Here is a 21124-nt window from a genome sequence, read left to right as displayed (position 1 = left end):
ACAATAAAAAAACTCAAGCTTTATAGCTTGAGTTTTTTTTATTATGGCAGATCAATGAGCTTCACAGACACAATATCAGGGACATTTGTTAGTTCTTTCACAATTTTATCTTCCAGATGTCTGTCAAAGGAAAGCATCATGATGGCTTCTCCGCCTTTTTCCTTACGGCCAACCTGCATAGTTGCAATGTTAATATCGTTATCTCCGAGAATACGTCCTACTCGGCCGATGACACCTGTTGTATCTTGATGCTGGATATACACCAAGTGACCTGTCGGATAAAAATCAATATTAAATCCATTGATCTCGACAATTCGTTCTCCGAAATGAGGAATATACGTAGCTGTTACAGTAAAGGTGCTGCGGTCTCCTGTCACTTTTACGCTGATGCAGTTATCGTATCCAGATTCAGAAGAGGAAATTTTTTCACTGAAGCTGATGCCGCGTTCTTTTGCGACACCCCCCGCATTGACCTCGTTAACAGTAGAGTCAACGCGCGGTTTTAAAAAGCCTGACAGAAGGGCTTTTGTAATGAACGATGTTTCAAGTTTAGCAATTGTGCCTTCATATTGAATGGCAACATCCTGTACTGGTTCTTTCATGCACTGTGATACAAGGCTGCCAATTTTTCCTGCAATTTGATGGTAGGGCTTAATTTTAGCAAATTCATCCTTTGTCATGGCAGGCAGGTTGATAGCTGACATGACAGGCAGGCCTTTTGCGAACTGCAGAACTTCTTCTGACACTTGGGCGGCGACATTGAGCTGTGCTTCTTTCGTTGATGCTCCCAAGTGAGGAGTGGCAATGACTAATGGATGATCAACAAGTTTGTTGTCAACTGGCGGTTCAACTTCGAAAACGTCAAGCGCTGCTCCCGCAACATGCCCGTTTTCCAAAGCTTCGAGAAGTGCTGCTTCATCGATAATTCCGCCTCGCGCACAGTTAATTAAGCGAACGCCTTTTTTCGTTTTTACAATCGTTTCTTTATTCAATAAGCCTTTTGTTTCTTTTGTTAAAGGCGTGTGAACGGTAATGATATCCGCACTTTCAAGCACTTCTTCAAATGTACGGCTGTTTACGCCGATTTTTTTCGCTCTTTCTTCCGTTAAGAAAGGATCAAAAACGTGCACTGTCATACCGAACGCTCTCGCACGCTGTGCAATTTCACTTCCGATTCGGCCTAATCCTACAATACCAAGCGTTTTTCCATAGAGCTCTGAACCCACATAAGCTGTGCGGTTCCACTCTCTGGATTTCACTGAGATATTAGCCTGCGGAATGTGTCTCATTAAAGAAGAGATCATTGCAAATGTATGCTCAGCTGTCGAAATGGTGTTGCCGTTCGGAGCATTGATCACGATTACCCCGTGTTTCGTAGCCTCATCAATATCGATATTATCGACACCGACACCGGCTCTTCCGACAATTTTTAAAGAAGTCATTTTGTTGAAAAGGTCTTCTGTTACTTTTGTCGCACTTCGCACCAAAAGAGCATCAAAAGTATGTAATTCATCTTCTGCATCTGCTACGTTTTTTTGAACGATTTCAATAAAGTCTGATTCAATAAGTGGCTGTAAACCGTCGTTGCTCATTTTGTCTGAGACCAATACTCGAAACATCGTTAGATTTCCTCCTAAATTGACAAACTAAATATCTGATAATTTAACATATTCTCAAAAGAGTGTCAACGTGTATTGACGCAGTAAAGGATAAAAGTAAAGCCTAATAAATCAATGATTTGACAGCTTGCAGGTAATATATATAATTTGAAGCAATTCTCTATACAGCCAACCAGTTATCGTTTATAATGTAATTAAATTTCATATGATCAATCTTCGGGGCAGGGTGAAATTCCCTACCGGCGGTGATGAGCCAATGGCTCTAAGCCCGCGAGCTGTCTTTACAGCAGGATTCGGTGAGATTCCGGAGCCGACAGTACAGTCTGGATGGGAGAAGATGGAGGTTCATAAGCGTTTTGAAATTGAATTTTTCAAACGTTTCTTTGCCTAGCCTAATTTTCGAAACCCCGCTTTTATATATGAAGCGGTTTTTTTTATTGGCTGGAAAAGAACCTTTCCGTTTTCGAGTAAGATGTGATCGAAAAGGAGAGAATGAAGTGAAAGTAAAAAAATTAGTTGTGGTCAGCATGCTGAGCAGCATTGCATTTGTTTTGATGCTGTTAAATTTCCCGTTTCCGGGTCTTCCGGATTATTTAAAAATCGATTTTAGCGACGTTCCCGCTATTATTGCCATTCTGATTTACGGACCTTTGGCGGGTATTGCCGTAGAAGCGATAAAAAATGTTCTTCAGTATATCATTCAGGGAAGCATGGCCGGAGTTCCTGTAGGGCAAGTTGCGAATTTTATTGCAGGAACACTCTTTATATTACCGACTGCTTTCTTATTTAAAAAACTCAACTCAGCAAAGGGCTTGGCTGTCAGCCTGCTTTTGGGAACTGCAGCGATGACCATTTTAATGAGTATTTTAAATTATGTTCTGATTCTTCCGGCATACACGTGGTTTTTACATTCACCGGCATTATCCGACAGCGCGCTAAAAACAGCTGTCGTCGCAGGTATCCTGCCGTTTAACATGATAAAAGGTATTGTAATTACGGTTGTATTCTCACTAATTTTTATCAAGCTTAAGCCATGGATTGAGCAGCAGCGAAGTGCACATATCCATTAAATAAAAAAGCTCCCGTTCGGGAGCTTTTTTTAGTTACTTCTATTCAAATTTAAGCGGGTCGCCTTCAAATGGCTCATCCGCCACTTTGATGGAATCAGTAGGGCATCCTTCAAATGCGTCAATCATATCTTCTTCCAGTACCTCAGGAACTTCGACAACACCTTTGTTTTCATCAAGCGTTACGAACGCGATGCCTTCATCATCGTAATCGTAAATGTCTGGTGCAGCAGCTCCGCAAGCGCCGCATGCAATACATGTATCTTTGTCTACGATTGTGTACTTTGCCATGAATAAAACCTCCCAGATTGTTCTTGGTGGAACAAATGGATCAATCTTTATATTTAATCAATTTAACACCTATTCCTCTTACTTATTGTAATGATGTTGCTGCCACATTTCAACAGAAAAATGATTGAGAATGCTTATCACATAAGGGGTTATCTACATAACATCCCCCTTAATGATGACTTTAAACGTCGATTTCTGTTTGAAATCTGTTAAAATAAAAAGAGCAAATCAACGATTTTTGTCAGGAAGAATGTAGGTGGATAGGTTGTCATTAAATTACTTCGATATTATGGTTCTCGATTGTCTTTGCAAAATAAACGGGGAACGGTCGGGAAGCGCTGTTTTTCACCTATTCAAAGGCAAGAGATCGTCACAAACCATTCAAGATGCCGGCTTATTTCAGACTGCAAAATACTTTGGAATGGCGGCGCAATGTTCGAGAAGCGATATTTCTGCGTCGCTTGACAAGCTTGAAAAGCATTCATATCTCTCGCCAATGTCTGAAACAGATACATACAAAGTGACAGCCAGCGGCGCAGCAGTTTTAAGGCATGCCCTTAGCGAGCGGCCTTGGCCCGTTCATTGTCACGGCGCTCATTATCAGCAGGCTGCCGGTGTGCTTTGGAAAAGGCTTTCGCTGCTTGTGCAGGTCCTATCCCATAAACAGCAAGGGAGCAGGCAGTATATCCCTGTCACTAAGGATCATAAGACACTTCACTGGGTAAAGAAATACCTGTCCCGGCATACGGATCATATAGAGATGGCAAAAAGCCTTTTTGCCATGCTTGAGGCGCATTTAAAAAAGATTGAAAACAAAGCAGCGCAAATTTTTGTCTACTCCTTAACCGCGCACCATCGGATCGGTTATACGAGCAGGCAGCTTGCTGATACGCTGAAAGAAGATGAATGGTATGTCTATATCATGTTTTGGGCTTCAGTACATTATTTTATTCATTCTCTTCCGGAGTGTGAAGATGCTTTGTTAAAGGATCTCCTTTCTGATGTGCATTTAGATAATGCCCTGACAGAGTCGACGAGGAAAACATGGCAGATGGTCAAACAAGGGTTTCCGATACATCGAATTGCTGAAATCAGAAAGCTGAAAACAGCGACGATCGAAGACCACATTGTCGAGATTTCTCTCCATGAGCCTGCGTTTATGATTAATGACTATGTATCAGCAGAAGACCAGCTCCAAATCGCAGAGTTTGCCAAACGGATGCGGACGAATAAAATCAAACAAATTCGCGACGGGCTGGAACAGCGGTTCAGCTACTTTCAAATCAGACTGGCATTGACAAAGCAGGTGCAGCAATATGACTAAATTACAGCAAACGTTATATCAGTTTTTTGGTTTTACTTCCTTTAAAAAAGGGCAGCAGGACATTATTGAAAGCATACTCAGCGGGAAGGATACCATTGCAATGCTCCCGACTGGGGGAGGGAAATCGCTTTGCTACCAGCTGCCTGGTTATATGCTTGACGGCATGGTATTAATCGTTTCTCCACTGCTTTCTTTAATGGAGGATCAGGTGCAGCAGCTGAAAGCCCGGGGGGAAAAGCGTGCTGCAGCTTTGAACAGCATGCTTAACAGGCAGGAAAGACAATTTGTTTTAGAACATATTCATCGATATAAATTTTTGTACTTGTCTCCTGAAGCTTTACAGTCTCCATATGTATTGGAAAAACTGAAAAGCGTCCCGATCAGCCTATTTGTTATTGACGAAGCGCATTGTATTTCTGAATGGGGACACGACTTCAGGCCTGATTATTCAAAGCTCGGACAGCTGAGAAAAAAACTTGGACACCCGCCCGTTCTGGCATTGACCGCCACGGCTACAAAGGAAACGCTGCAAGATGTCATGAACCTGCTGGAGCTGCAACATGCTGTACGCCATCTCAACTCAGTCAACCGCCCAAACATCGCACTGAGGGTTGAAAATGCGGCGGATACTGCCGAAAAAATAGATAGGGTCATTCAGCTGGTTGAAAACCTGCAAGGTCCGGGAATTGTTTATTGTCCGACACGGAAATGGGCTGAGGAATTAGCGGGTGAAATTAAAAGCAAAACGAGCAGCAGAGCCGACTTTTACCATGGCGGTTTGGAGTCAGGGGACAGGATTTTAATTCAGCAGCAGTTTATTCATAACCAGCTTGATGTGATATGTTGTACGAATGCGTTTGGAATGGGTGTCGATAAACCCGATATCAGATATGTGATTCATTTTCACCTCCCGCAGACGGCAGAAGCTTTTATGCAGGAAATCGGCAGAGCGGGCCGCGATGGAAAGCCGAGTGTCAGCATTTTGCTGCGGGCGCCAGGGGATTTTGAATTGCAGGAACAGATTATCCAGATGGAGAGTGTCACAGCTGAAGAAATCGCCGACGTAATCCGTGTGCTAGAGAAGACGGAGGAGCGGGATGAGAGAAGGCTTCGTGACGTATTACTTCAGTATGGTGTCGGAGAGACACAGGCCCGTATGATGATTCATCTCTTTATGCAGGGAAAAACATCAGTTGAACTGATGAAGAAAGAAATTTCATATCGCATGGAGCTGAAGCTGGAAAAAATGCACCGTGTATCATTTTTGCTTCAGCGTGACGGCTGTTTAAGGCAGGCACTGTTAACCTACTTTGATGAATCATACGAGCCTGATGACGGAAACCTCCCGTGCTGTTCACATTGCGGTTTTGATTTATCCTTGTATGAACAAAAAGGGGAACGGAGTAAAATGGCGCCATTAGACAGCTGGAGTTCGGAATTGCACCGGATATTCAGCTTGCAGACTGTAGGTGAGCTGAACTGAAACAGCAAAAAGATTATATTCAGCATATGACTGACCGTGATATGCTGAAGCAGTTATATTTGACGCAGCTACTCATCATCTTTGCCGCTGCTGCAGCAGGACTGTTCTTTTTTGAGGATGTACGGGACGTATTAAAGCTCTGGGACATTCGCGATATGCGAATCATCTGGTATGGTGTTTCTATAGCTGTTATTGTTATTTTAGCCGATATGGCAGTAATGAAATGGTTTCCGCCTCATTTATATGATGACGGTGGAATCAATATAAAAATATTCAGTAAGAGGTCAATCCCTCATATTATATTTTTAACGCTTCTGATTGCTTTCGCGGAAGAAATGTTATTCAGAGGAGTGCTGCAGACTCATATCGGTTTATGGGCGGCCAGCCTTATATTTGCCGCTCTGCACTTTCGGTATTTGTCAAAATGGCTGTTATTTATTATGGTGACAGCAATCAGCTTTTTGCTCGGTCTGATGTATGAATGGACCGGCAACTTATTTGTTCCGATGACGGCGCATTTTATCATTGATGCCGTGTTTGCCTGTCAGATTCGTTTTGAACATGTGAGGAGGGATAAACATGACGAACATGTCGAGAGTAGAGAGAAGAAAAGCCCAGAATCTTTATGAAGATCAAAACGCCGCATTGGCGGACGATTATGTCGATGATGGAGAAAGCCTTCCGACAAGACAATCTGTAAAAAATCAAAGAGAACAGAAAAAAAAGCAAGGTAAAACAAAAACGCCATTATTCACAGTACTCGCAGTAATATTTGTATTTGTGCCGGTTATCGTTTTAGTCACCTTATTTTATCTAAAGAGCCACCCGGATAATCATGACGATTATGAAGACGTTTTTATTGACAGCAGCCAAAGCAAATATGAGATTGTCCCGAAATCAGAGGATAAAAACGATACCGCAGACACTAAAGAAACCGCACTGCAGAAGGAGTCAAAAAAAGAGCCAGAAGATTCCAAGCCAAAAGAGCAAACAGCTGCTGATAAGAAACAGACTGCTGTAGCCGAAAAAGAAGACTCGGCAAATAAGGAGGAAGCAACCGCCGCGGCTGCTTCCTCTTCCCAATCAACAGTACAACAGCAAGAACAGCAACAGCAGCCGGCTGAGCCAGTTCAAAATGTGCCGAATCGCGTTGTCAAGCACACCGTCCAAAAGAAAGAAACGCTATACCGCATTTCCATGAAGTATTATAAAAGCCGGACAGGAGAAGAAAAAATTCGAGCGTATAATCATCTGAATGGAAATGATGTTTACACCGGACAAGTTTTGGACATCCCCTTAATGGATGAATAGGGTATTATTTTTATTTTACGTTCATATATTATAGCAATGAAAATGGACAAGGTGTGAAGCGTATGGAATCCTTATGGAATCAGCTGGATCAGTTTACAGACGCGCCGACCAAACAGATGCTCCAAGCGCTGGTAAAACGAAAACAAAAATTCGAAAATTATGCAGCACAATGCCGCAGATGGCGATGGGCTTCACTTATCTGCCTAGGCTTATTATGTGTTATGATCATGATCAAAAGCCCGGAGCCTCAGCTTATACTTCAAGAAATACTTAGCCATACCTTTTATTTATTTTGGATGCTGGCAACCGCTTTTGCCTACTGCACTTCATATTATTTCAAGAAAAAGGAAGAAAAATCCGAGACTGATTTCCATAAACTGAGATGTGAAATTATTCAGAAAAGCACTGATCTCTGGCCGCAGCCCGATAAATGGAAGGCGAGAGAGTCTGTTTTTCATATGATGAAGCACAAATATGACATTAATCTATATTTTGAAAGTAAATAAAATGGGGCGTTTTCTCAAACGATAGAAACGTCTTTTTTTTATTGTCCGTCTTATTGATAAGTTCTAAAAAGAATGGAGAGTTTTTTATGAAGCTATCAGTGAAAATTGCCGGTGTACTAACTGTTGCGGCAGCGGCAATGACGGCAAAAATGTATGCAACAGCAAAAGGCAATCATTTGAAGACACATACGTTTCCTTTATCAAAGATGAAGGGCAAGCCGCCTCTGACAATCTTTTTTATTTCAGACATTCACAAACGTCTCATCGATCAAGACCTTTTAGAAAAAGCGCGAAGCCATGCCCCTCACTTGGTTATAATCGGCGGTGATTTAGCTGAGGGCGGGGTGCCCAGTGCGAGAATCGAGGAAAACATCAAAAGGCTCGTACATTTCGGGGTCCCTATCGTGTTTGTGTGGGGGAATAATGATTATGAAGTCAAACAGCATAAGCTGTATTCCATATTTAAAGCGCACGGCGTCATCACTCTGAGAAATGAGTCAGTCCCGTTTTCATACAATGGGCATACGATTGCGATTGCGGGGGTTGATGATATCAGGATGGAGATGGATCATTATGAGGAAGCCATCAAAGAACTTGATGAAAGCCAGCTGAATATTCTGGTTTGTCATAATCCGGAGATTCATGAACAAATCAATGAAGATGACGGTATTGATGTGATACTCAGCGGACATACCCATGGAGGCCAGATCAGGTTTGGAAAATTTGGCCCTTATGAACTGGGGAAAACAGGTATTGTTAAAAACGCGGCATATCTGATCAGCAACGGCTACGGCACGACAAAAGTGCCTCTTCGTTTAGGTGCTGAGCCTGAAACACACATTGTGACTCTTTGCGGGCCAGAATAACTTCTAAAAAGCAAAAATCCATATGGCAATAAAAACTGCATTGTGCTTGTCTTACTAGTGAACTCAGTGTAAACTGATAACAATTAAGAACCTATGACTCATCATCTCATATAATGTGTTATATGATTTGTGTGCAAGTAGAGGCAGGAGGGAACGTTATGCGGCTTGAGCGTCTGAATTATAATAAGATCAAAATCTTTTTAACCCTCGATGATTTGACAGACCGGGGATTGACAAAAGAAGACCTCTGGAAGGACTCATTTAAAGTCCACCAGTTATTTAAAGATATGATGAATGAAGCAAATACAGAGCTCGGCTTTGAAGCGAATGGACCGATTGCAGTGGAAGTGTATTCTCTCCAAGCACAAGGGATGGTCGTGATTGTAACAAAGAACCAAGACGCCGATTCAGAAGACGATGAGTATGATGATGATTACATCGAAATGCAAGTCAAGCTTGATGAAAGCGCGGACATCATATATCAATTCCATTCCTTTGAAGATATCATTCAGCTTTCAGAAAGCTTACAGCGAATCGGTATCACAGGGGGAACTGTCTACCACTATGACGGGCAGTACTTTTTAAGCCTTGAAGATCTAGGGTCACATACGGCTGAAGGGGTTGTGGCGGTTCTGGCTGAATACGGCAATCCGACAACTTTAACGATTTATCGCCTGCAAGAGTATGGTAAGCTCATTATGGACGGTAATGCCGTAGAGACGATACAAACTCATTTTTCATAAGAATGCAACGGAAAACTGCTGATTTCAGCAGTTTTTTTCGTTAAAAAACATGGAAAAACATAACGTTTATTCTATGCACAGATCATATGAAGGTGTATACTATTCTCTGAAAGGGAGCATGTGAGAAACAGAAGATTCTAGGAGGTTAACTCAAATGGCAGCCGATCGAAACACCGGTCATACAGAAGAGGACAAACTTGATGTATTAAAATCAACCCAAACCGTAATACATAAGGCTCTGGAAAAATTGGGATATCCCGAAGAGGTATACGAATTGTTAAAAGAGCCGATGAGGTTATTAACGGTAAAAATACCTGTTCGTATGGACGACGGTTCAGTAAAGATTTTCACAGGATATCGTGCGCAGCACAATGACTCTGTCGGTCCAACGAAAGGCGGGATACGTTTTCACCCGAACGTAACAGAAAAAGAGGTGAAGGCGCTTTCAATTTGGATGAGTTTAAAATGCGGCATAATTGATCTTCCATATGGCGGTGGTAAAGGCGGAATTGTTTGTGATCCAAGGGATATGTCGTTTAGAGAGCTGGAGCGTCTGAGCAGAGGGTATGTCAGAGCGATCAGCCAAATTGTCGGCCCGACAAAAGACGTGCCGGCACCGGATGTATTTACAAACTCACAAATCATGGCTTGGATGATGGATGAGTATTCAAGAATTGATGAATTTAATTCGCCTGGATTTATTACAGGCAAACCGCTTGTGCTTGGCGGATCTCACGGGAGAGAATCTGCGACAGCAAAAGGTGTTACCATCTGTATTAAAGAAGCGGCTAAGAAGAGAGGCATCGATATTAAAGGTGCGCGTGTTGTTGTCCAAGGCTTCGGAAACGCTGGAAGCTATTTGGCAAAATTTATGCATGATGCGGGGGCAAAAGTTGTCGGCATCTCAGATGCGTATGGCGGACTTTATGATCCGGAAGGCCTTGATATCGATTATTTACTCGACCGACGCGACAGCTTCGGTACCGTAACAAAGCTTTTTAACGATACCATTACCAACCAAGAGCTGCTGGAGCTGGATTGTGATATTCTTGTTCCTGCTGCGATTGAAAATCAAATTACAGAAGAAAATGCTCATAATATCCGGGCTAAAATTGTCGTTGAAGCAGCGAATGGGCCAACAACGCTTGAAGGAACAAAGATTCTTTCAGACCGGGACATTCTGCTTGTACCAGACGTGCTGGCAAGTGCCGGTGGCGTAACAGTTTCTTATTTTGAATGGGTTCAGAATAACCAAGGCTTCTACTGGAGTGAAGAAGAGGTAGAAGAAAAATTAGAAAAAATGATGGTCAAATCATTTAACAATATTTATGAAATGGCTAACAACCGAAGAATTGACATGAGGCTCGCTGCATATATGGTCGGCGTTCGCAAAATGGCTGAAGCTTCGCGTTTTAGAGGCTGGATATAAGTTGATGATTTGCATAAAAATAAAAAATCTCCTATGATAAAATAGGAGATTTTTTTATTCGGAAATAGAAAATATGAAGTGAAATGCCAATCGCAGGAGTTGACGGAAATGATTCAAGAAAAAGCAATTATTATAGGCGGAGGACCTTGCGGACTATCTGCTGCCATTCACCTAAAACAAATTGGCATTGATGCCCTCGTCATTGAAAAAGGCAATGTCGTTAACAGTATTTACAATTATCCGACGCATCAAACCTTTTTCAGCTCAAGTGAAAAGCTCGAAATCGGAGATGTCGCATTTATTACAGAGAACAGGAAGCCTGTCAGAATCCAGGCTTTATCGTATTACCGTGAAGTCGTTAAACGGAAAAACATCCGTGTTAATGCGTTTGAAATGGTGCATAAAGTGACGAAAACGCAAAAAAACACATTCGTTATTGAGACGTCAAAAGAGACCTACACGACGCCATATTGTATCATCGCCACAGGCTATTATGATCATCCAAACTATATGAATATACCCGGTGAGGATTTGCCGAAAGTATTTCATTATTTTAAAGAAGGTCACCCGTATTTTGATAAAGATGTTGTTGTCATCGGCGGGAAAAATTCAAGCGTGGACGCTGCCCTTGAACTCGTGAAATCTGGGGCGCGTGTCACAGTTTTATATAGGGGCAATGAGTATTCTCCAAGCATTAAGCCGTGGATTCTGCCGGAATTTGAAGCCCTCGTCAGAAACGGTACAATCCGTATGGAATTTGGCGCTTGTGTCGAAAAAATCACCGAGGATGAAGTTGTGTTTCGCTCCGGAGAGAAAGAACTTATTACCATTAAAAATGATTTTGTATTTGCCATGACAGGCTATCATCCTGATCATCAATTTCTTGAAAAAATTGGTGTTGAAATTGATAAAGAAACAGGGCGTCCATATTTCAACGAAGAAACGATGGAAACGAACGTTGAAGGTGTCTTTATTGCCGGGGTTATTGCTGCGGGAAATAATGCAAATGAAATATTTATTGAAAACGGCAGGTTTCACGGGGGGCATATCGCAGCGGAAATCGCCAAAAGAGAAAACCATTAAAGATGAGGAGCATATGATGCATTCGTATGCTCTTTTTGTTTTTTTAAGTGCAGACAGATGTAAAATTTTAAACAACATGGTAGGATAGACGTAGGAATATAAAGGAAAGAGGTTGCCTGATGTTTGCAATCATCTCTGCAGGAATTGCCCCCGGCATCGCGTTATTAAGTTATTTTTATTTAAAAGATCAGTATGATAATGAACCTGTACATATGGTGCTACGGTCGTTTTTTCTCGGGGTTGTTCTTGTATTTCCCATCATGTTTATCCAGTATGTACTTGAAAAAGAGAATGTAGGAGGCGGAAGCTTTTTCGTTTCTTTTTTATCTTCGGGGTTTTTGGAGGAATCATTAAAATGGTTTATACTGATGATCAGTGTTTACCCGCACGCCCACTTTGATGAGCATTATGACGGGATTGTGTACGGTGCAAGTGTATCACTCGGTTTTGCAACCCTCGAAAATATTCTTTATTTAATTGGCCACGGCGTGGAGCATGCGTTTGTCAGGGCTCTGCTGCCTGTTTCATGCCATGCCTTGATTGGCGTTATAATGGGATTTTACCTTGGAAAAGCCCGTTTTTCCGCTGATAAGGCGCGTGTAAAGTGGCTTACTCTTTCTTTAGTTGTCCCATCCCTTTTGCATGGATCATATGATTTTATCCTAACAGCGCTTAGCAATTGGATTTATTATATGCTTCCATTTATGGTATTTTTATGGTGGTTTGGTTTGCGTAAAGCGAAAAAAGCCCGTTCCGTTAATATGATGCAAGTATAGAAGCCGCACAGAAACCGTGCGGCATTTTTGTGTGCAGTTTTATGTTCTGAGGGATAACAAGGAAAGAGTGTATAAAAATAACCTCGTTACAGAAAATACGATTACACTTAAAAATTTGCAGTAGGAGGCTTGAAAAGATGAAGTCCAAAGGATCGATTATGGCATGTCTCATCCTTTTTTCCTTTACAATAACCACGTTTATTAATACTGAAACGATCTCTGCCTTTTCGAATCAGGTCATTCAAAGAGGGGCAACCGGGGATGATGTGGTCGAGCTTCAGGCGCGTCTTCAATACAACGGATATTATAACGGAAAAATTGACGGGGTTTATGGATGGGGGACGTACTGGGCAGTTCGAAATTTTCAGGATCAATTCGGGTTAAAAGAGGTTGACGGCCTTGTAGGAGCTAAAACAAAGCAAACCTTAATATGTAAATCAAAATACTATCGTGAATATGTCATTGAACAGCTCAATAAGGGGAATACATTCACGCATTACGGAAAAATTCCGCTAAAGTATCAGACGAAACCATCAAAAGCATCAACACAAAAGGCAAGACAACAAGCAGAAGCACGGCAGAAACAGCCTGCGGAAAAAACAACGCAGCAGCCTAAAGCGAATGCGAATAAACAGCAAAACAATACACCAGCAAAAGCAAGAAAACAGGATGCGGTAGCAGCGAACATGCCTGGTGGATTTTCCAACAACGATATCAGGCTGCTTGCTCAAGCGGTTTATGGCGAAGCCCGGGGCGAGCCGTACGAGGGACAGGTTGCTATTGCAGCAGTCATTTTAAACCGTTTGAACAGCCCGTTATTTCCAAATTCAGTAGCGGGGGTTATTTTTGAGCCGCTTGCCTTCACAGCAGTAGCCGACGGACAAATTTACATGCAGCCGAATGAAACGGCCCGAGAAGCAGTGCTGGATGCCATCAATGGCTGGGACCCATCAGAGGAAGCACTTTACTACTTTAATCCGGATACGGCTACAAGTCCGTGGATTTGGGGGCGTCCACAGATTAAAAGAATCGGTAAACACATTTTCTGTGAGTAGCAGATATGAGAAAGCATAAAAAGAGGTGTGATAAATGATCAGAGGAATTTTAATCGCCGTGCTTGGTATTGCAATAGTCGGTACAGGCTACTGGGGATACAAAGAACACCAGGAAAAAGACGCAGTTCTTCTTCATGCTGAAAATAACTATCAGCGGGCGTTTCATGAGCTTACCTATCAGATGGATCAGCTTCATGATAAAATCGGAACAACACTTGCCATGAACAGCCAAAAATCACTGTCGCCTGCATTGATCGATGTGTGGAGGATTACATCAGAAGCTCATAACAGTGTCAGTCAGCTGCCGCTAACATTAATGCCGTTTAATAAAACTGAAGAGCTATTATCAAAGATCGGCGATTTCAGCTATAAAACGTCAGTCAGAGATTTGGACCAAAAGCCGCTTGATAAAAACGAGTATACATCACTAAATAAGCTATATCAGCAGTCCGAAGATATACAAAATGAATTGCGTCATGTTCAGCACCTTGTCATGAGCAAAAACCTTCGCTGGATGGACGTAGAAATGGCCCTGGCTTCTGACGAAAAACAAAGTGATAATACGATTATCAACAGCTTTAAAACAGTCGAAAAAAATGTTGGTGCATTCTCCACTGGCACTGATCTTGGTCCGAGTTTCACCAGCACGAAAAAAGAAGAGAAAGGCTTCAGCCATCTGAAGGGAAAACAAATTTCCGAACAGGAAGCAAAACAAATTGCTGAGCGCTTTGCCCCAGATGACAATTATTCAATTAAAGTGGTAAAGAGCGGAAAAAAAACAAATCGCGATGTATATAGCATCAGCATGAAAGATCCAGACCATAAAGCAGTGATTTATATGGATATTACGAAGAAGGGCGGGCATCCGGTATACTTGATCCAAAACAGAGAAGTGAAAGATCAGAAAATCAGTTTAAATGACGGATCGAACCGAGCGCTTGCATTTTTAAAGAAAAACGGATTTGAAACAGATGATTTGGAAATTGATGAAAGTGCGCAATATGATAAAATCGGTGTATTTTCATATGTTCCTGTTGAAAATAAAGTCCGGATGTACCCCGAGGCAATTCGTATGAAAGTGGCCTTGGATGACGGTGAGGTTGTCGGCTTTTCAGCAAGAGACTTCCTCACATCTCACAGAAAAAGAACCATACCTAAGCCTGCAATTACTGAAGCAGAGGCAAAGTCTAAATTAAATAAAAATGTACAAGTGAGAGAAACAAGGCTCGCTTTGATTACAAATGAACTAGGTCAAGAAGTGTTATGCTACGAAATGCTTGGGACAATTGAAAATGACACATTCAGAATGTATATCAATGCCAAAGACGGATCGGAAGAAAAGGTTGAAAAACTAAAAAATGCAGAACCTATATATAAAGACCTATAAAAAACAGGAGGAAAGGACTAAATGTCTTTTCCTTTTTTTCATTACGTGCTTTAATAAAAACGTGAGTATATTGAATGCGAAAGAGTGAAGTCAATGATAGAGATTGGAGAAAATGTACTTTTAGAATATATAGAAGAAAATGAATTGAAAAAGGCAAAAAGCAAGGCGGTCAGCATCGAAAACAATGAACTTTTGATCGCGTATCCTGTTGATGTAGTTACAGGGCGAACTGTGATTTTACATAACGATATGGAAGTAACGGTAGAGTTTGTGGGAAAAGACGAAGTTCCTTATCGCTTTATAAGCCGTATAATAGGTAAAGTGAAGGACAAACTTCAAATGATCTGTCTTGAAATGCCTCCTCGTGAAAAAATGAAAAGAATCCAGCGCCGCCAATATGTAAGAACTGATGCGGTATTAGATGTGCAAATTCAGCCGGGAAATGAGGAAGAGATCCGCACACTATCCTATAACATCAGTGCAGGCGGCATCGCCGTGGTTTTAGATGATGGCCTTTCTTTTCAATCGGGGGAATCATTGCGCCTGATCATCCGTCTTCCTGAAGAGGAGCACACACGTCAAATAGAAACAGAAGCAGTTGTCAAACGAATCTTTAATGACCCCAAGTCAGGAAAACGCAAAATGACTTTAGAGTATTCAGAAATTGCAGCAGGTGACCAGCAGGCTTTGCTTCAATACTGCATCAGGCGCCAGTTAAATAAGAGAAGAAAGGCCCGAATGGAATAAACATCGGCAAACACTTCCATACTATTTGTAATGGAGGTGCTCCAATGAAAACATTTGAACGGCTGCTGATCAAATTATTGTTCATTCAGGCCATCATTTTATTTGGTGTCCAATTTCTTTTTCACTATCAGCATATTGAACCATACGTATCAAAAGTGATTCAATATGAAGGGGTGGATAACATGGAGGGGGACAATAAGATTGAAACCTTCAAACATTAATTATTCATCAATTTTTCACCCTTTTTCATAAAGTTCGTGATACAATCCATAGAGGAGAAAAGAGCAAGGAGAGGAATTATGGAAAAGAAATTATCGATTGCAATCGACGGCCCGGCAGCTGCGGGGAAAAGCACCGTTGCCAAAATTGTGGCTGAGAAAAAATCGTACATATATATTGATACAGGAGCAATGTATCGGGCGATTACGTACGCGGCTTTACAGGAAAACGTTGATCTGACAGATGAAGAAAAACTGGCTGAGCTGCTAAAGCGGACAGACATTGAGCTGATTACAACAAAAGATGGACAAAAAGTGCTTGTAAACGGCACCGATGTAACTGAGGCGATCAGAACAGATGAAGTCAGCAACCAAGTTTCAATTGCGGCCAAGCACAGAAGTGTCAGAGAAGAAATGGTGAAACGCCAGCAGCTGCTTGGGGAAAAAGGCGGCGTCGTCATGGATGGCCGTGACATCGGGACGCATGTGCTGCCAAATGCAGAAGTAAAAATCTTTCTTTTGGCATCTGTTGAAGAGAGAGCGAAACGCCGTTATGAAGAAAATGTGAAAAAAGGCTTTGATGTCAACTACGAAACATTAATTGAGGAAATTGCAAGAAGAGACAAGCTTGATTCAGAGCGCGAAGTATCTCCGCTGCGTAAAGCAGAAGACGCTCTTGAAATCGACACGACATCGCTTTCCATTCAAGAGGTAGCTGATAAAATCCTCGAGGCTGTGGAGCAAAAGTCCCGCTGAGGATGGCAAATGCCACTTTTTTTGAATTTTTCAACGAAGATAGAATGTTATTGCTTGACAAACCTGTCCTTTTATTAGAAGTTAATACTAATAAAACTTTTTATTGATCATTCAAAAAACTTTTTTGGATGATTCTTTAATACATATTCGGCTAAAAGCGGGCATGTTATATGTTCAGCTTTCAAACCGTTTTAATTAAGCTGTGTAGGTTTGGACCAAGGAGGTTATTCAAATGACAGAGGAAATGAATCAAATTGATGTTCAAGTGCCAGAGGTTGGAGATGTAGTTAAAGGGATTGTGACAAAGGTAGAAGACAAACATGTAGATGTAGAAATTATCAATGTCAAACAATCCGGTATTATTCCAATCAGTGAATTATCAAGTCTTCATGTAGAGAAAGCATCGGATGTTGTTAAAGTAGACGACGAGCTTGACCTGAAAGTAACAAAAGTGGAAGACGATGCTTTGATTTTATCTAAACGTGCTGTTGATGCAGACCGCGCTTGGGAAGACCTTGAGAAAAAATTTGAAACAAAAGAAGTGTTTGAAGCTGAAGTGAAAGATGTCGTGAAAGGCGGCCTTGTCGTTGATATCGGCGTTCGCGGTTTTATTCCAGCATCACTTGTTGAAGCACATTTCGTTGAAGACTTCACTGACTATAAAGGAAAAACACTGTCACTGCTCGTTGTAGAGCTTGACCGTGATAAAAACCGCGTGATCCTTTCACACCGTGCTGTAGTTGAAAGTGAACAAGCGAATAAAAAACAAGAACTTCTTCAGTCTCTTGAAGTTGGAAGTGTACTTGATGGCAAAGTACAGCGCCTGACTGACTTTGGCGCATTTGTTGATATCGGCGGCATCGACGGACTTGTACACATTTCACAGCTTTCCCACTCTCATGTAGAGAAACCGTCTGACGTTGTTGAAGAGGGACAAGAAGTAAAAGTGAAAGTGTTATCGGTTGACCGTGATAATGAACGTATTTCTTTATCAATCAAAGATACACTGCCTGGACCTTGGAGCCAAATCGGCGAAAAAGTGAAGCCTGGCGATGTGCTTGAAGGAACCGTACAGCGTCTTGTAAGCTTCGGTGCCTTTGTTGAAATCCTTCCAGGTGTTGAAGGTCTCGTTCATATTTCTCAAATTTCCAATAAACACATCGGCACGCCGCATGAAGTCCTTGAAGAAGGACAGACTGTAAAAGTGAAGGTACTTGATGTGAATGAAAATGAGGAGCGCATTTCATTAAGCATGCGTGAACTTGAAGAAACGCCTAAAGCTGATCAGGAAGATTACCGTCAATATCAAGCGAAGGAAGAAACAAGCACTGGCTTCCAGCTTGGAGATCTGATCGGAGATAAGCTGAATAAACTAAAATAATTGGTGATAAACGTGACTCGAGCAGAACGGAAAAGACAACACATCAATCATGCCCTGTCCACCGGTCAGAAGCGGGAAACAGGTCTTGATGATATTACGTTTGTTCACGTCAGTCTGCCCGATCTTGCATTAGAACAAGTAGATATTTCCACAAAAATCGGCGAACTTTCAAGCAGTTCGCCGATTTTTATCAATGCAATGACTGGCGGCGGCGGACAACTTACATATGAGATTAATAAATCGCTTGCGCGAGCGGCTTCTCAGGCTGGAATACCTCTTGCTGTGGGATCGCAAATGTCAGCATTAAAAGATCCATCAGAGCGTCTTTCCTATGAAATCGTTCGAAAGGAAAACCCAAACGGGCTGATTTTTGCCAACCTGGGAAGCGAGGCAACGGCTGCTCAGGCAAAGGAAGCTGTTGAGATGATTGGAGCAAACGCGCTGCAGATCCACCTCAATGTGATTCAGGAAATTGTGATGCCTGAAGGAGACAGAAGCTTTAGCGGCGCACTGGAACGTATTGAACAAATTTGCAGTCATGTCAGTGTACCAGTCATTGTGAAAGAAGTCGGATTCGGTATGAGCAAAGAATCAGCAGGAAAGCTGTATGAAGCTGGTGCTGCAGCTGTTGACATTGGCGGTTACGGGGGAACAAATTTCTCGGAAATCGAAAATCTCCGAAGAGAGCGGCAAATCTCCTTTTTTAACTCGTGGGGCATTTCGACAGCTGCAAGTTTGGCGGAAATCCGCTCTGAGTTTCCTACAAGCACCATGATCGCCTCTGGCGGTCTGCAAGATGCACTTGACGTGGCAAAGGCAATTGCGCTTGGGGCCTCTTGCACCGGAATGGCAGGGCATTTTTTAAAAGCGCTGACTGACAGCGGTGAGGAAGGACTGCTTGAGGAGATTCAGCTGATCCTTGAGGAATTAAAGATGATTATGACCGTGCTGGGTGCCAGAACGATTGCCGATTTACAAAAGGCGCCCCTTGTGATCAAAGGTGAAACCCATCATTGGCTCACGGAGAGAGGGGTCAATACATCAAGCTATAGTGTGCGATAAATGATAAAAGCCCAAAACCATATGTGGTTTGGGCTTTTTGTATTATGATTTTCGCTTTTTGAATCTTCCGTTTTGTTCAAGGCTTGTCGCTCCGTCATAGTGAATGGACTGGTCGCGGTCTGATTCGACTCTGCCTGAAGCTTTGAGTTTTTTCTCTTGTCTGTCTTTTCCCATGATCATACTCCTTAATGTGAGATCGATTGTTTAAAAAATGTGCTTGAACTCCATACTGGGAATATGGAGGAAGTAAAATGGAACAATTTTATTACTATTGGTCAATGTGGTTTCTGTGGGTTCTGACAACATTTATTTTTGAAAAGACGAAAAGACGAATTGCCGTCTCTGTCTTTATTTTAACTAATATTATTCTAAGCATACATGAAATCGCTTTATATTTTTCCCTGAATGCTGCATATATGATGTTTTTCGTTTGCGGATGTATCTATGCCGGGTATTTGGGAATGTATCGTTTTCGTTACATCATGGTCTATCTGACGCTTGTTGCCGCGTATGCGTTTGTTTATCTATTTGCATTATATGACCCGGTTTGGTTCATCATAAAACCTGAGTGGGCTGCTGTTATATTCATAGTGCTTTTAACAGCTTCTGTTGAAAGGAATTTTGAGAAGCAGCTTGTCTTATTTGTCCTAGGGATGTGCCAAGGCGAACTGGTGTATTCATTTGTGATCCAGAAGTTGGCCGGGGCTATGGCTGTTGGCGGCTTTCAATGGCTGAATGCGTGTTCTGCGGGGATGATATTGCTGTTTGGCATATCTAAATACGAACACCTCGCAAGCCAGATTGGTCAGAAAAGCAAAAGATCAAACAAAGGAGCTACCAAAATGTCATGAGTGATTACATCTATCCGATTATTGCTGGGGTCATTGCCGGAATTGCGACAAGGCTTTATATGCTGAAAACGGATTACCGCCAGTATCCGACCTATGTTCATGGGAAAGTGATTCACATCGCGCTGGGGTTGATAGCGGCTGGTTTAGGTGCAATTATTATGCCGGCGCTTTTGCAGGAGGAATTTACGGCCATCACATTTTTAACATTGGCAGCGACGCAATTTAGAGATGTCCGAAACATGGAGCGGAACACATTGACGCAAATGGATTCGTATGAACTTGTCTCAAGGGGAAGCACATATATTGAGGGGATTGCCATTGCGTTTGAAAGCAGAAATTATATTGTGATCTTTACAGCGCTTTTGACAACCTCTGCGTATGTGTTTTTATCCATCTGGGCTGCTGTCATAGCGGCTGTCGTTTGTTTTTTACTGGCCATGAAATTTATGTCGGGCAGTGTGTTGAAGGATATTGTAGACATCGAGTACATAAAGCCGCGCTTTGACGGTCCGGGACTGTTTGTTGATAATATTTATATGATGAATATCGGGCTTCCAGAGAAACAGGAACTGATTTTAAAGCATAGCATGGGCTTTATTTTGACGCCAAAAAACTTTAATTCAGCAGCGACGATAGCAAATTTAGGGCAACGTCAGGCCATTTTATTTGATGTTTCCAATGTGCTCGGGGTTTATCGGGATTCAGGGGAGCCATCTTTGACACCAATTGCAAAACGGGATTTAAATGATGGGAGAGTGGCAGTATTTGTTCTCCCGCAAATTCACCATCCCGAAACGGCTGTTCAAATTATTAGCAATGTTCCAACTCTGGAAAATGCGATTAGAATGCCGACTGAATTTATCAAGAATCAGGATAAGGTGATAGGATGAGTGAATCTCTTACGAAAGTGATTTTGTCTGTAATCACGACAAATCGAAACCGGGTTGCAGGGGGAGCACCTGTCTTTTTTTGCAATGACCAAAAGGAGATGGAGCTTTTCGCTAAAAATCTTGAGGCGATCCTTGATGGAATAGCTCACAGAATCGGAGATGACGTGTATTTGATCGTGAAACATTTTTAAGAATAGTTGTGATCCCAGTAAAAACTGATATAATAAATGAGTTAAGCCCTTCCTCTGAAGGGTTTCTTTTCATAAAAGTGAATGAAAT

At 42.0% G+C, this 21124-nt stretch carries 24 protein-coding genes and 1 riboswitch; of the genes, 21 read left to right on the top strand and 3 right to left on the bottom strand.

Annotation, left to right across the window (positions count from 1 at the left end; genetic code table 11):
• Window positions 1-41: 41 nt before the first annotated feature.
• Complete coding sequence (serA, locus tag NYE53_RS11475; RefSeq protein WP_339244818.1) at window positions 42-1619, bottom strand: phosphoglycerate dehydrogenase; 1578 nt, start codon at window positions 1617-1619, stop codon at window positions 42-44.
• A gap of 208 nt (window positions 1620-1827) precedes the next feature.
• Window positions 1828-1962: riboswitch (FMN riboswitch) on the top strand.
• Between the two features lie 154 nt (window positions 1963-2116).
• Between serA and fmnP the strand changes: the two genes are divergently transcribed.
• On the top strand, window positions 2117-2689 hold the full coding sequence (gene fmnP, locus NYE53_RS11470) for a riboflavin transporter FmnP (protein WP_004399159.1): 573 nt from the start codon (window positions 2117-2119) through the stop codon (window positions 2687-2689).
• Between the two features lie 39 nt (window positions 2690-2728).
• Here the strand turns inward: fmnP and NYE53_RS11465 are convergent, their stop codons facing one another.
• Window positions 2729-2977 carry a ferredoxin gene (locus NYE53_RS11465; protein WP_003225461.1) on the bottom strand — a complete coding sequence of 83 codons (249 nt, stop codon included), beginning with the start codon at window positions 2975-2977 and terminating at the stop codon, window positions 2729-2731.
• Between the two features lie 265 nt (window positions 2978-3242).
• Between NYE53_RS11465 and NYE53_RS11460 the strand changes: the two genes are divergently transcribed.
• The 17 genes from NYE53_RS11460 to fni all read left to right on the top strand — a co-directional run bounded on the left by NYE53_RS11460 (window position 3243) and on the right by fni (window position 19104).
• Entirely contained in the window at window positions 3243-4301 is a 1059-nt protein-coding gene (locus NYE53_RS11460) for a helix-turn-helix domain-containing protein (RefSeq protein WP_085187754.1), read from the top strand.
• The gene (locus tag NYE53_RS11455) at window positions 4294-5784 is read left to right on the top strand and encodes an ATP-dependent DNA helicase RecQ (RefSeq protein WP_015251799.1); all 1491 of its coding nucleotides are present in this window, start codon (window positions 4294-4296) and stop codon (window positions 5782-5784) included. Before NYE53_RS11460 ends, NYE53_RS11455 begins: the two co-directional genes overlap by 8 nt.
• Window positions 5785-5810: 26 nt before the next feature.
• On the top strand, window positions 5811-6413 hold the full coding sequence (locus tag NYE53_RS11450) for a CPBP family intramembrane glutamic endopeptidase (RefSeq protein ID WP_339244815.1): 603 nt from the start codon (window positions 5811-5813) through the stop codon (window positions 6411-6413).
• The gene (locus NYE53_RS11445; RefSeq protein ID WP_072173297.1) at window positions 6364-7095 is read left to right on the top strand and encodes a LysM peptidoglycan-binding domain-containing protein; all 732 of its coding nucleotides are present in this window, start codon (window positions 6364-6366) and stop codon (window positions 7093-7095) included. Before NYE53_RS11450 ends, NYE53_RS11445 begins: the two co-directional genes overlap by 50 nt.
• A gap of 62 nt (window positions 7096-7157) precedes the next feature.
• Window positions 7158-7601, top strand: a complete 444-nt coding sequence (locus NYE53_RS11440; RefSeq protein WP_003230531.1) for a YpbF family protein — start codon at window positions 7158-7160, stop codon at window positions 7599-7601.
• 86 nt (window positions 7602-7687) lie between these two features.
• Window positions 7688-8467 (top strand): metallophosphoesterase, encoded by a 780-nt coding sequence (locus tag NYE53_RS11435; RefSeq protein ID WP_339244811.1) that lies wholly within the window; start codon window positions 7688-7690, stop codon window positions 8465-8467.
• Between the two features lie 158 nt (window positions 8468-8625).
• Window positions 8626-9210, top strand: coding sequence for a genetic competence negative regulator (locus NYE53_RS11430; RefSeq protein WP_003230533.1), 585 nt, complete (start codon window positions 8626-8628; stop codon window positions 9208-9210).
• A 154-nt stretch (window positions 9211-9364) separates the two neighbouring features.
• Complete coding sequence (gudB, locus tag NYE53_RS11425) at window positions 9365-10639, top strand: NAD-specific glutamate dehydrogenase (RefSeq protein ID WP_003230536.1); 1275 nt, start codon at window positions 9365-9367, stop codon at window positions 10637-10639.
• 108 nt (window positions 10640-10747) lie between these two features.
• Window positions 10748-11722: a YpdA family putative bacillithiol disulfide reductase gene (locus NYE53_RS11420; RefSeq protein WP_029317974.1), complete on the top strand. Its 975-nt coding sequence runs from the start codon at window positions 10748-10750 to the stop codon at window positions 11720-11722.
• A 119-nt stretch (window positions 11723-11841) separates the two neighbouring features.
• On the top strand, window positions 11842-12498 hold the full coding sequence (prsW, locus tag NYE53_RS11415) for a glutamic-type intramembrane protease PrsW (RefSeq protein ID WP_003230542.1): 657 nt from the start codon (window positions 11842-11844) through the stop codon (window positions 12496-12498).
• A gap of 137 nt (window positions 12499-12635) precedes the next feature.
• Window positions 12636-13553, top strand: a complete 918-nt coding sequence (sleB, locus tag NYE53_RS11410) for a spore cortex-lytic enzyme (protein WP_339244808.1) — start codon at window positions 12636-12638, stop codon at window positions 13551-13553.
• A gap of 34 nt (window positions 13554-13587) precedes the next feature.
• On the top strand, window positions 13588-14940 hold the full coding sequence (ypeB, locus tag NYE53_RS11405) for a germination protein YpeB (RefSeq protein WP_029726759.1): 1353 nt from the start codon (window positions 13588-13590) through the stop codon (window positions 14938-14940).
• Between the two features lie 93 nt (window positions 14941-15033).
• A complete protein-coding gene (gene dgrA, locus NYE53_RS11400; RefSeq protein ID WP_339244805.1) occupies window positions 15034-15687 on the top strand; it encodes a cyclic di-GMP receptor DgrA in 654 nt (217 codons plus the stop codon).
• A 44-nt stretch (window positions 15688-15731) separates the two neighbouring features.
• On the top strand, window positions 15732-15908 hold the full coding sequence (locus NYE53_RS11395) for a YpfB family protein (RefSeq protein WP_021481556.1): 177 nt from the start codon (window positions 15732-15734) through the stop codon (window positions 15906-15908).
• A gap of 78 nt (window positions 15909-15986) precedes the next feature.
• Complete coding sequence (gene cmk, locus NYE53_RS11390) at window positions 15987-16661, top strand: (d)CMP kinase (protein ID WP_332276435.1); 675 nt, start codon at window positions 15987-15989, stop codon at window positions 16659-16661.
• A gap of 232 nt (window positions 16662-16893) precedes the next feature.
• On the top strand, window positions 16894-18042 hold the full coding sequence (gene rpsA, locus NYE53_RS11385; protein ID WP_014477197.1) for a 30S ribosomal protein S1: 1149 nt from the start codon (window positions 16894-16896) through the stop codon (window positions 18040-18042).
• 12 nt (window positions 18043-18054) lie between these two features.
• On the top strand, window positions 18055-19104 hold the full coding sequence (gene fni / locus NYE53_RS11380) for a type 2 isopentenyl-diphosphate Delta-isomerase (protein WP_339244800.1): 1050 nt from the start codon (window positions 18055-18057) through the stop codon (window positions 19102-19104).
• 42 nt (window positions 19105-19146) lie between these two features.
• Here fni and NYE53_RS11375 read toward each other — a convergent pair whose 3' ends face one another.
• Window positions 19147-19278, bottom strand: a complete 132-nt coding sequence (locus NYE53_RS11375) for a YpzI family protein (protein ID WP_003225499.1) — start codon at window positions 19276-19278, stop codon at window positions 19147-19149.
• Window positions 19279-19355: 77 nt separating this feature from the next.
• Between NYE53_RS11375 and NYE53_RS11370 the strand changes: the two genes are divergently transcribed.
• The 3 genes from NYE53_RS11370 to NYE53_RS11360 are packed head-to-tail and all read left to right on the top strand — an operon-like array spanning window position 19356 to window position 21036.
• On the top strand, window positions 19356-19955 hold the full coding sequence (locus NYE53_RS11370; protein WP_339244798.1) for a hypothetical protein: 600 nt from the start codon (window positions 19356-19358) through the stop codon (window positions 19953-19955).
• Window positions 19952-20845 carry a YIEGIA family protein gene (locus NYE53_RS11365; RefSeq protein WP_339244796.1) on the top strand — a complete coding sequence of 298 codons (894 nt, stop codon included), beginning with the start codon at window positions 19952-19954 and terminating at the stop codon, window positions 20843-20845. The genes NYE53_RS11370 and NYE53_RS11365 overlap by 4 nt, the downstream gene beginning before the upstream one ends.
• Window positions 20842-21036: a hypothetical protein gene (locus NYE53_RS11360; protein WP_003230563.1), complete on the top strand. Its 195-nt coding sequence runs from the start codon at window positions 20842-20844 to the stop codon at window positions 21034-21036. The genes NYE53_RS11365 and NYE53_RS11360 overlap by 4 nt, the downstream gene beginning before the upstream one ends.
• Window positions 21037-21124: the final 88 nt, after the last annotated feature.

This window comes from Bacillus sp. FSL R5-0523 (genome assembly GCF_037975295.1).
GTDB lineage: Bacteria > Bacillota > Bacilli > Bacillales > Bacillaceae > Bacillus > Bacillus subtilis.
This window is presented reverse-complemented; position numbering and strand designations above follow the sequence as displayed.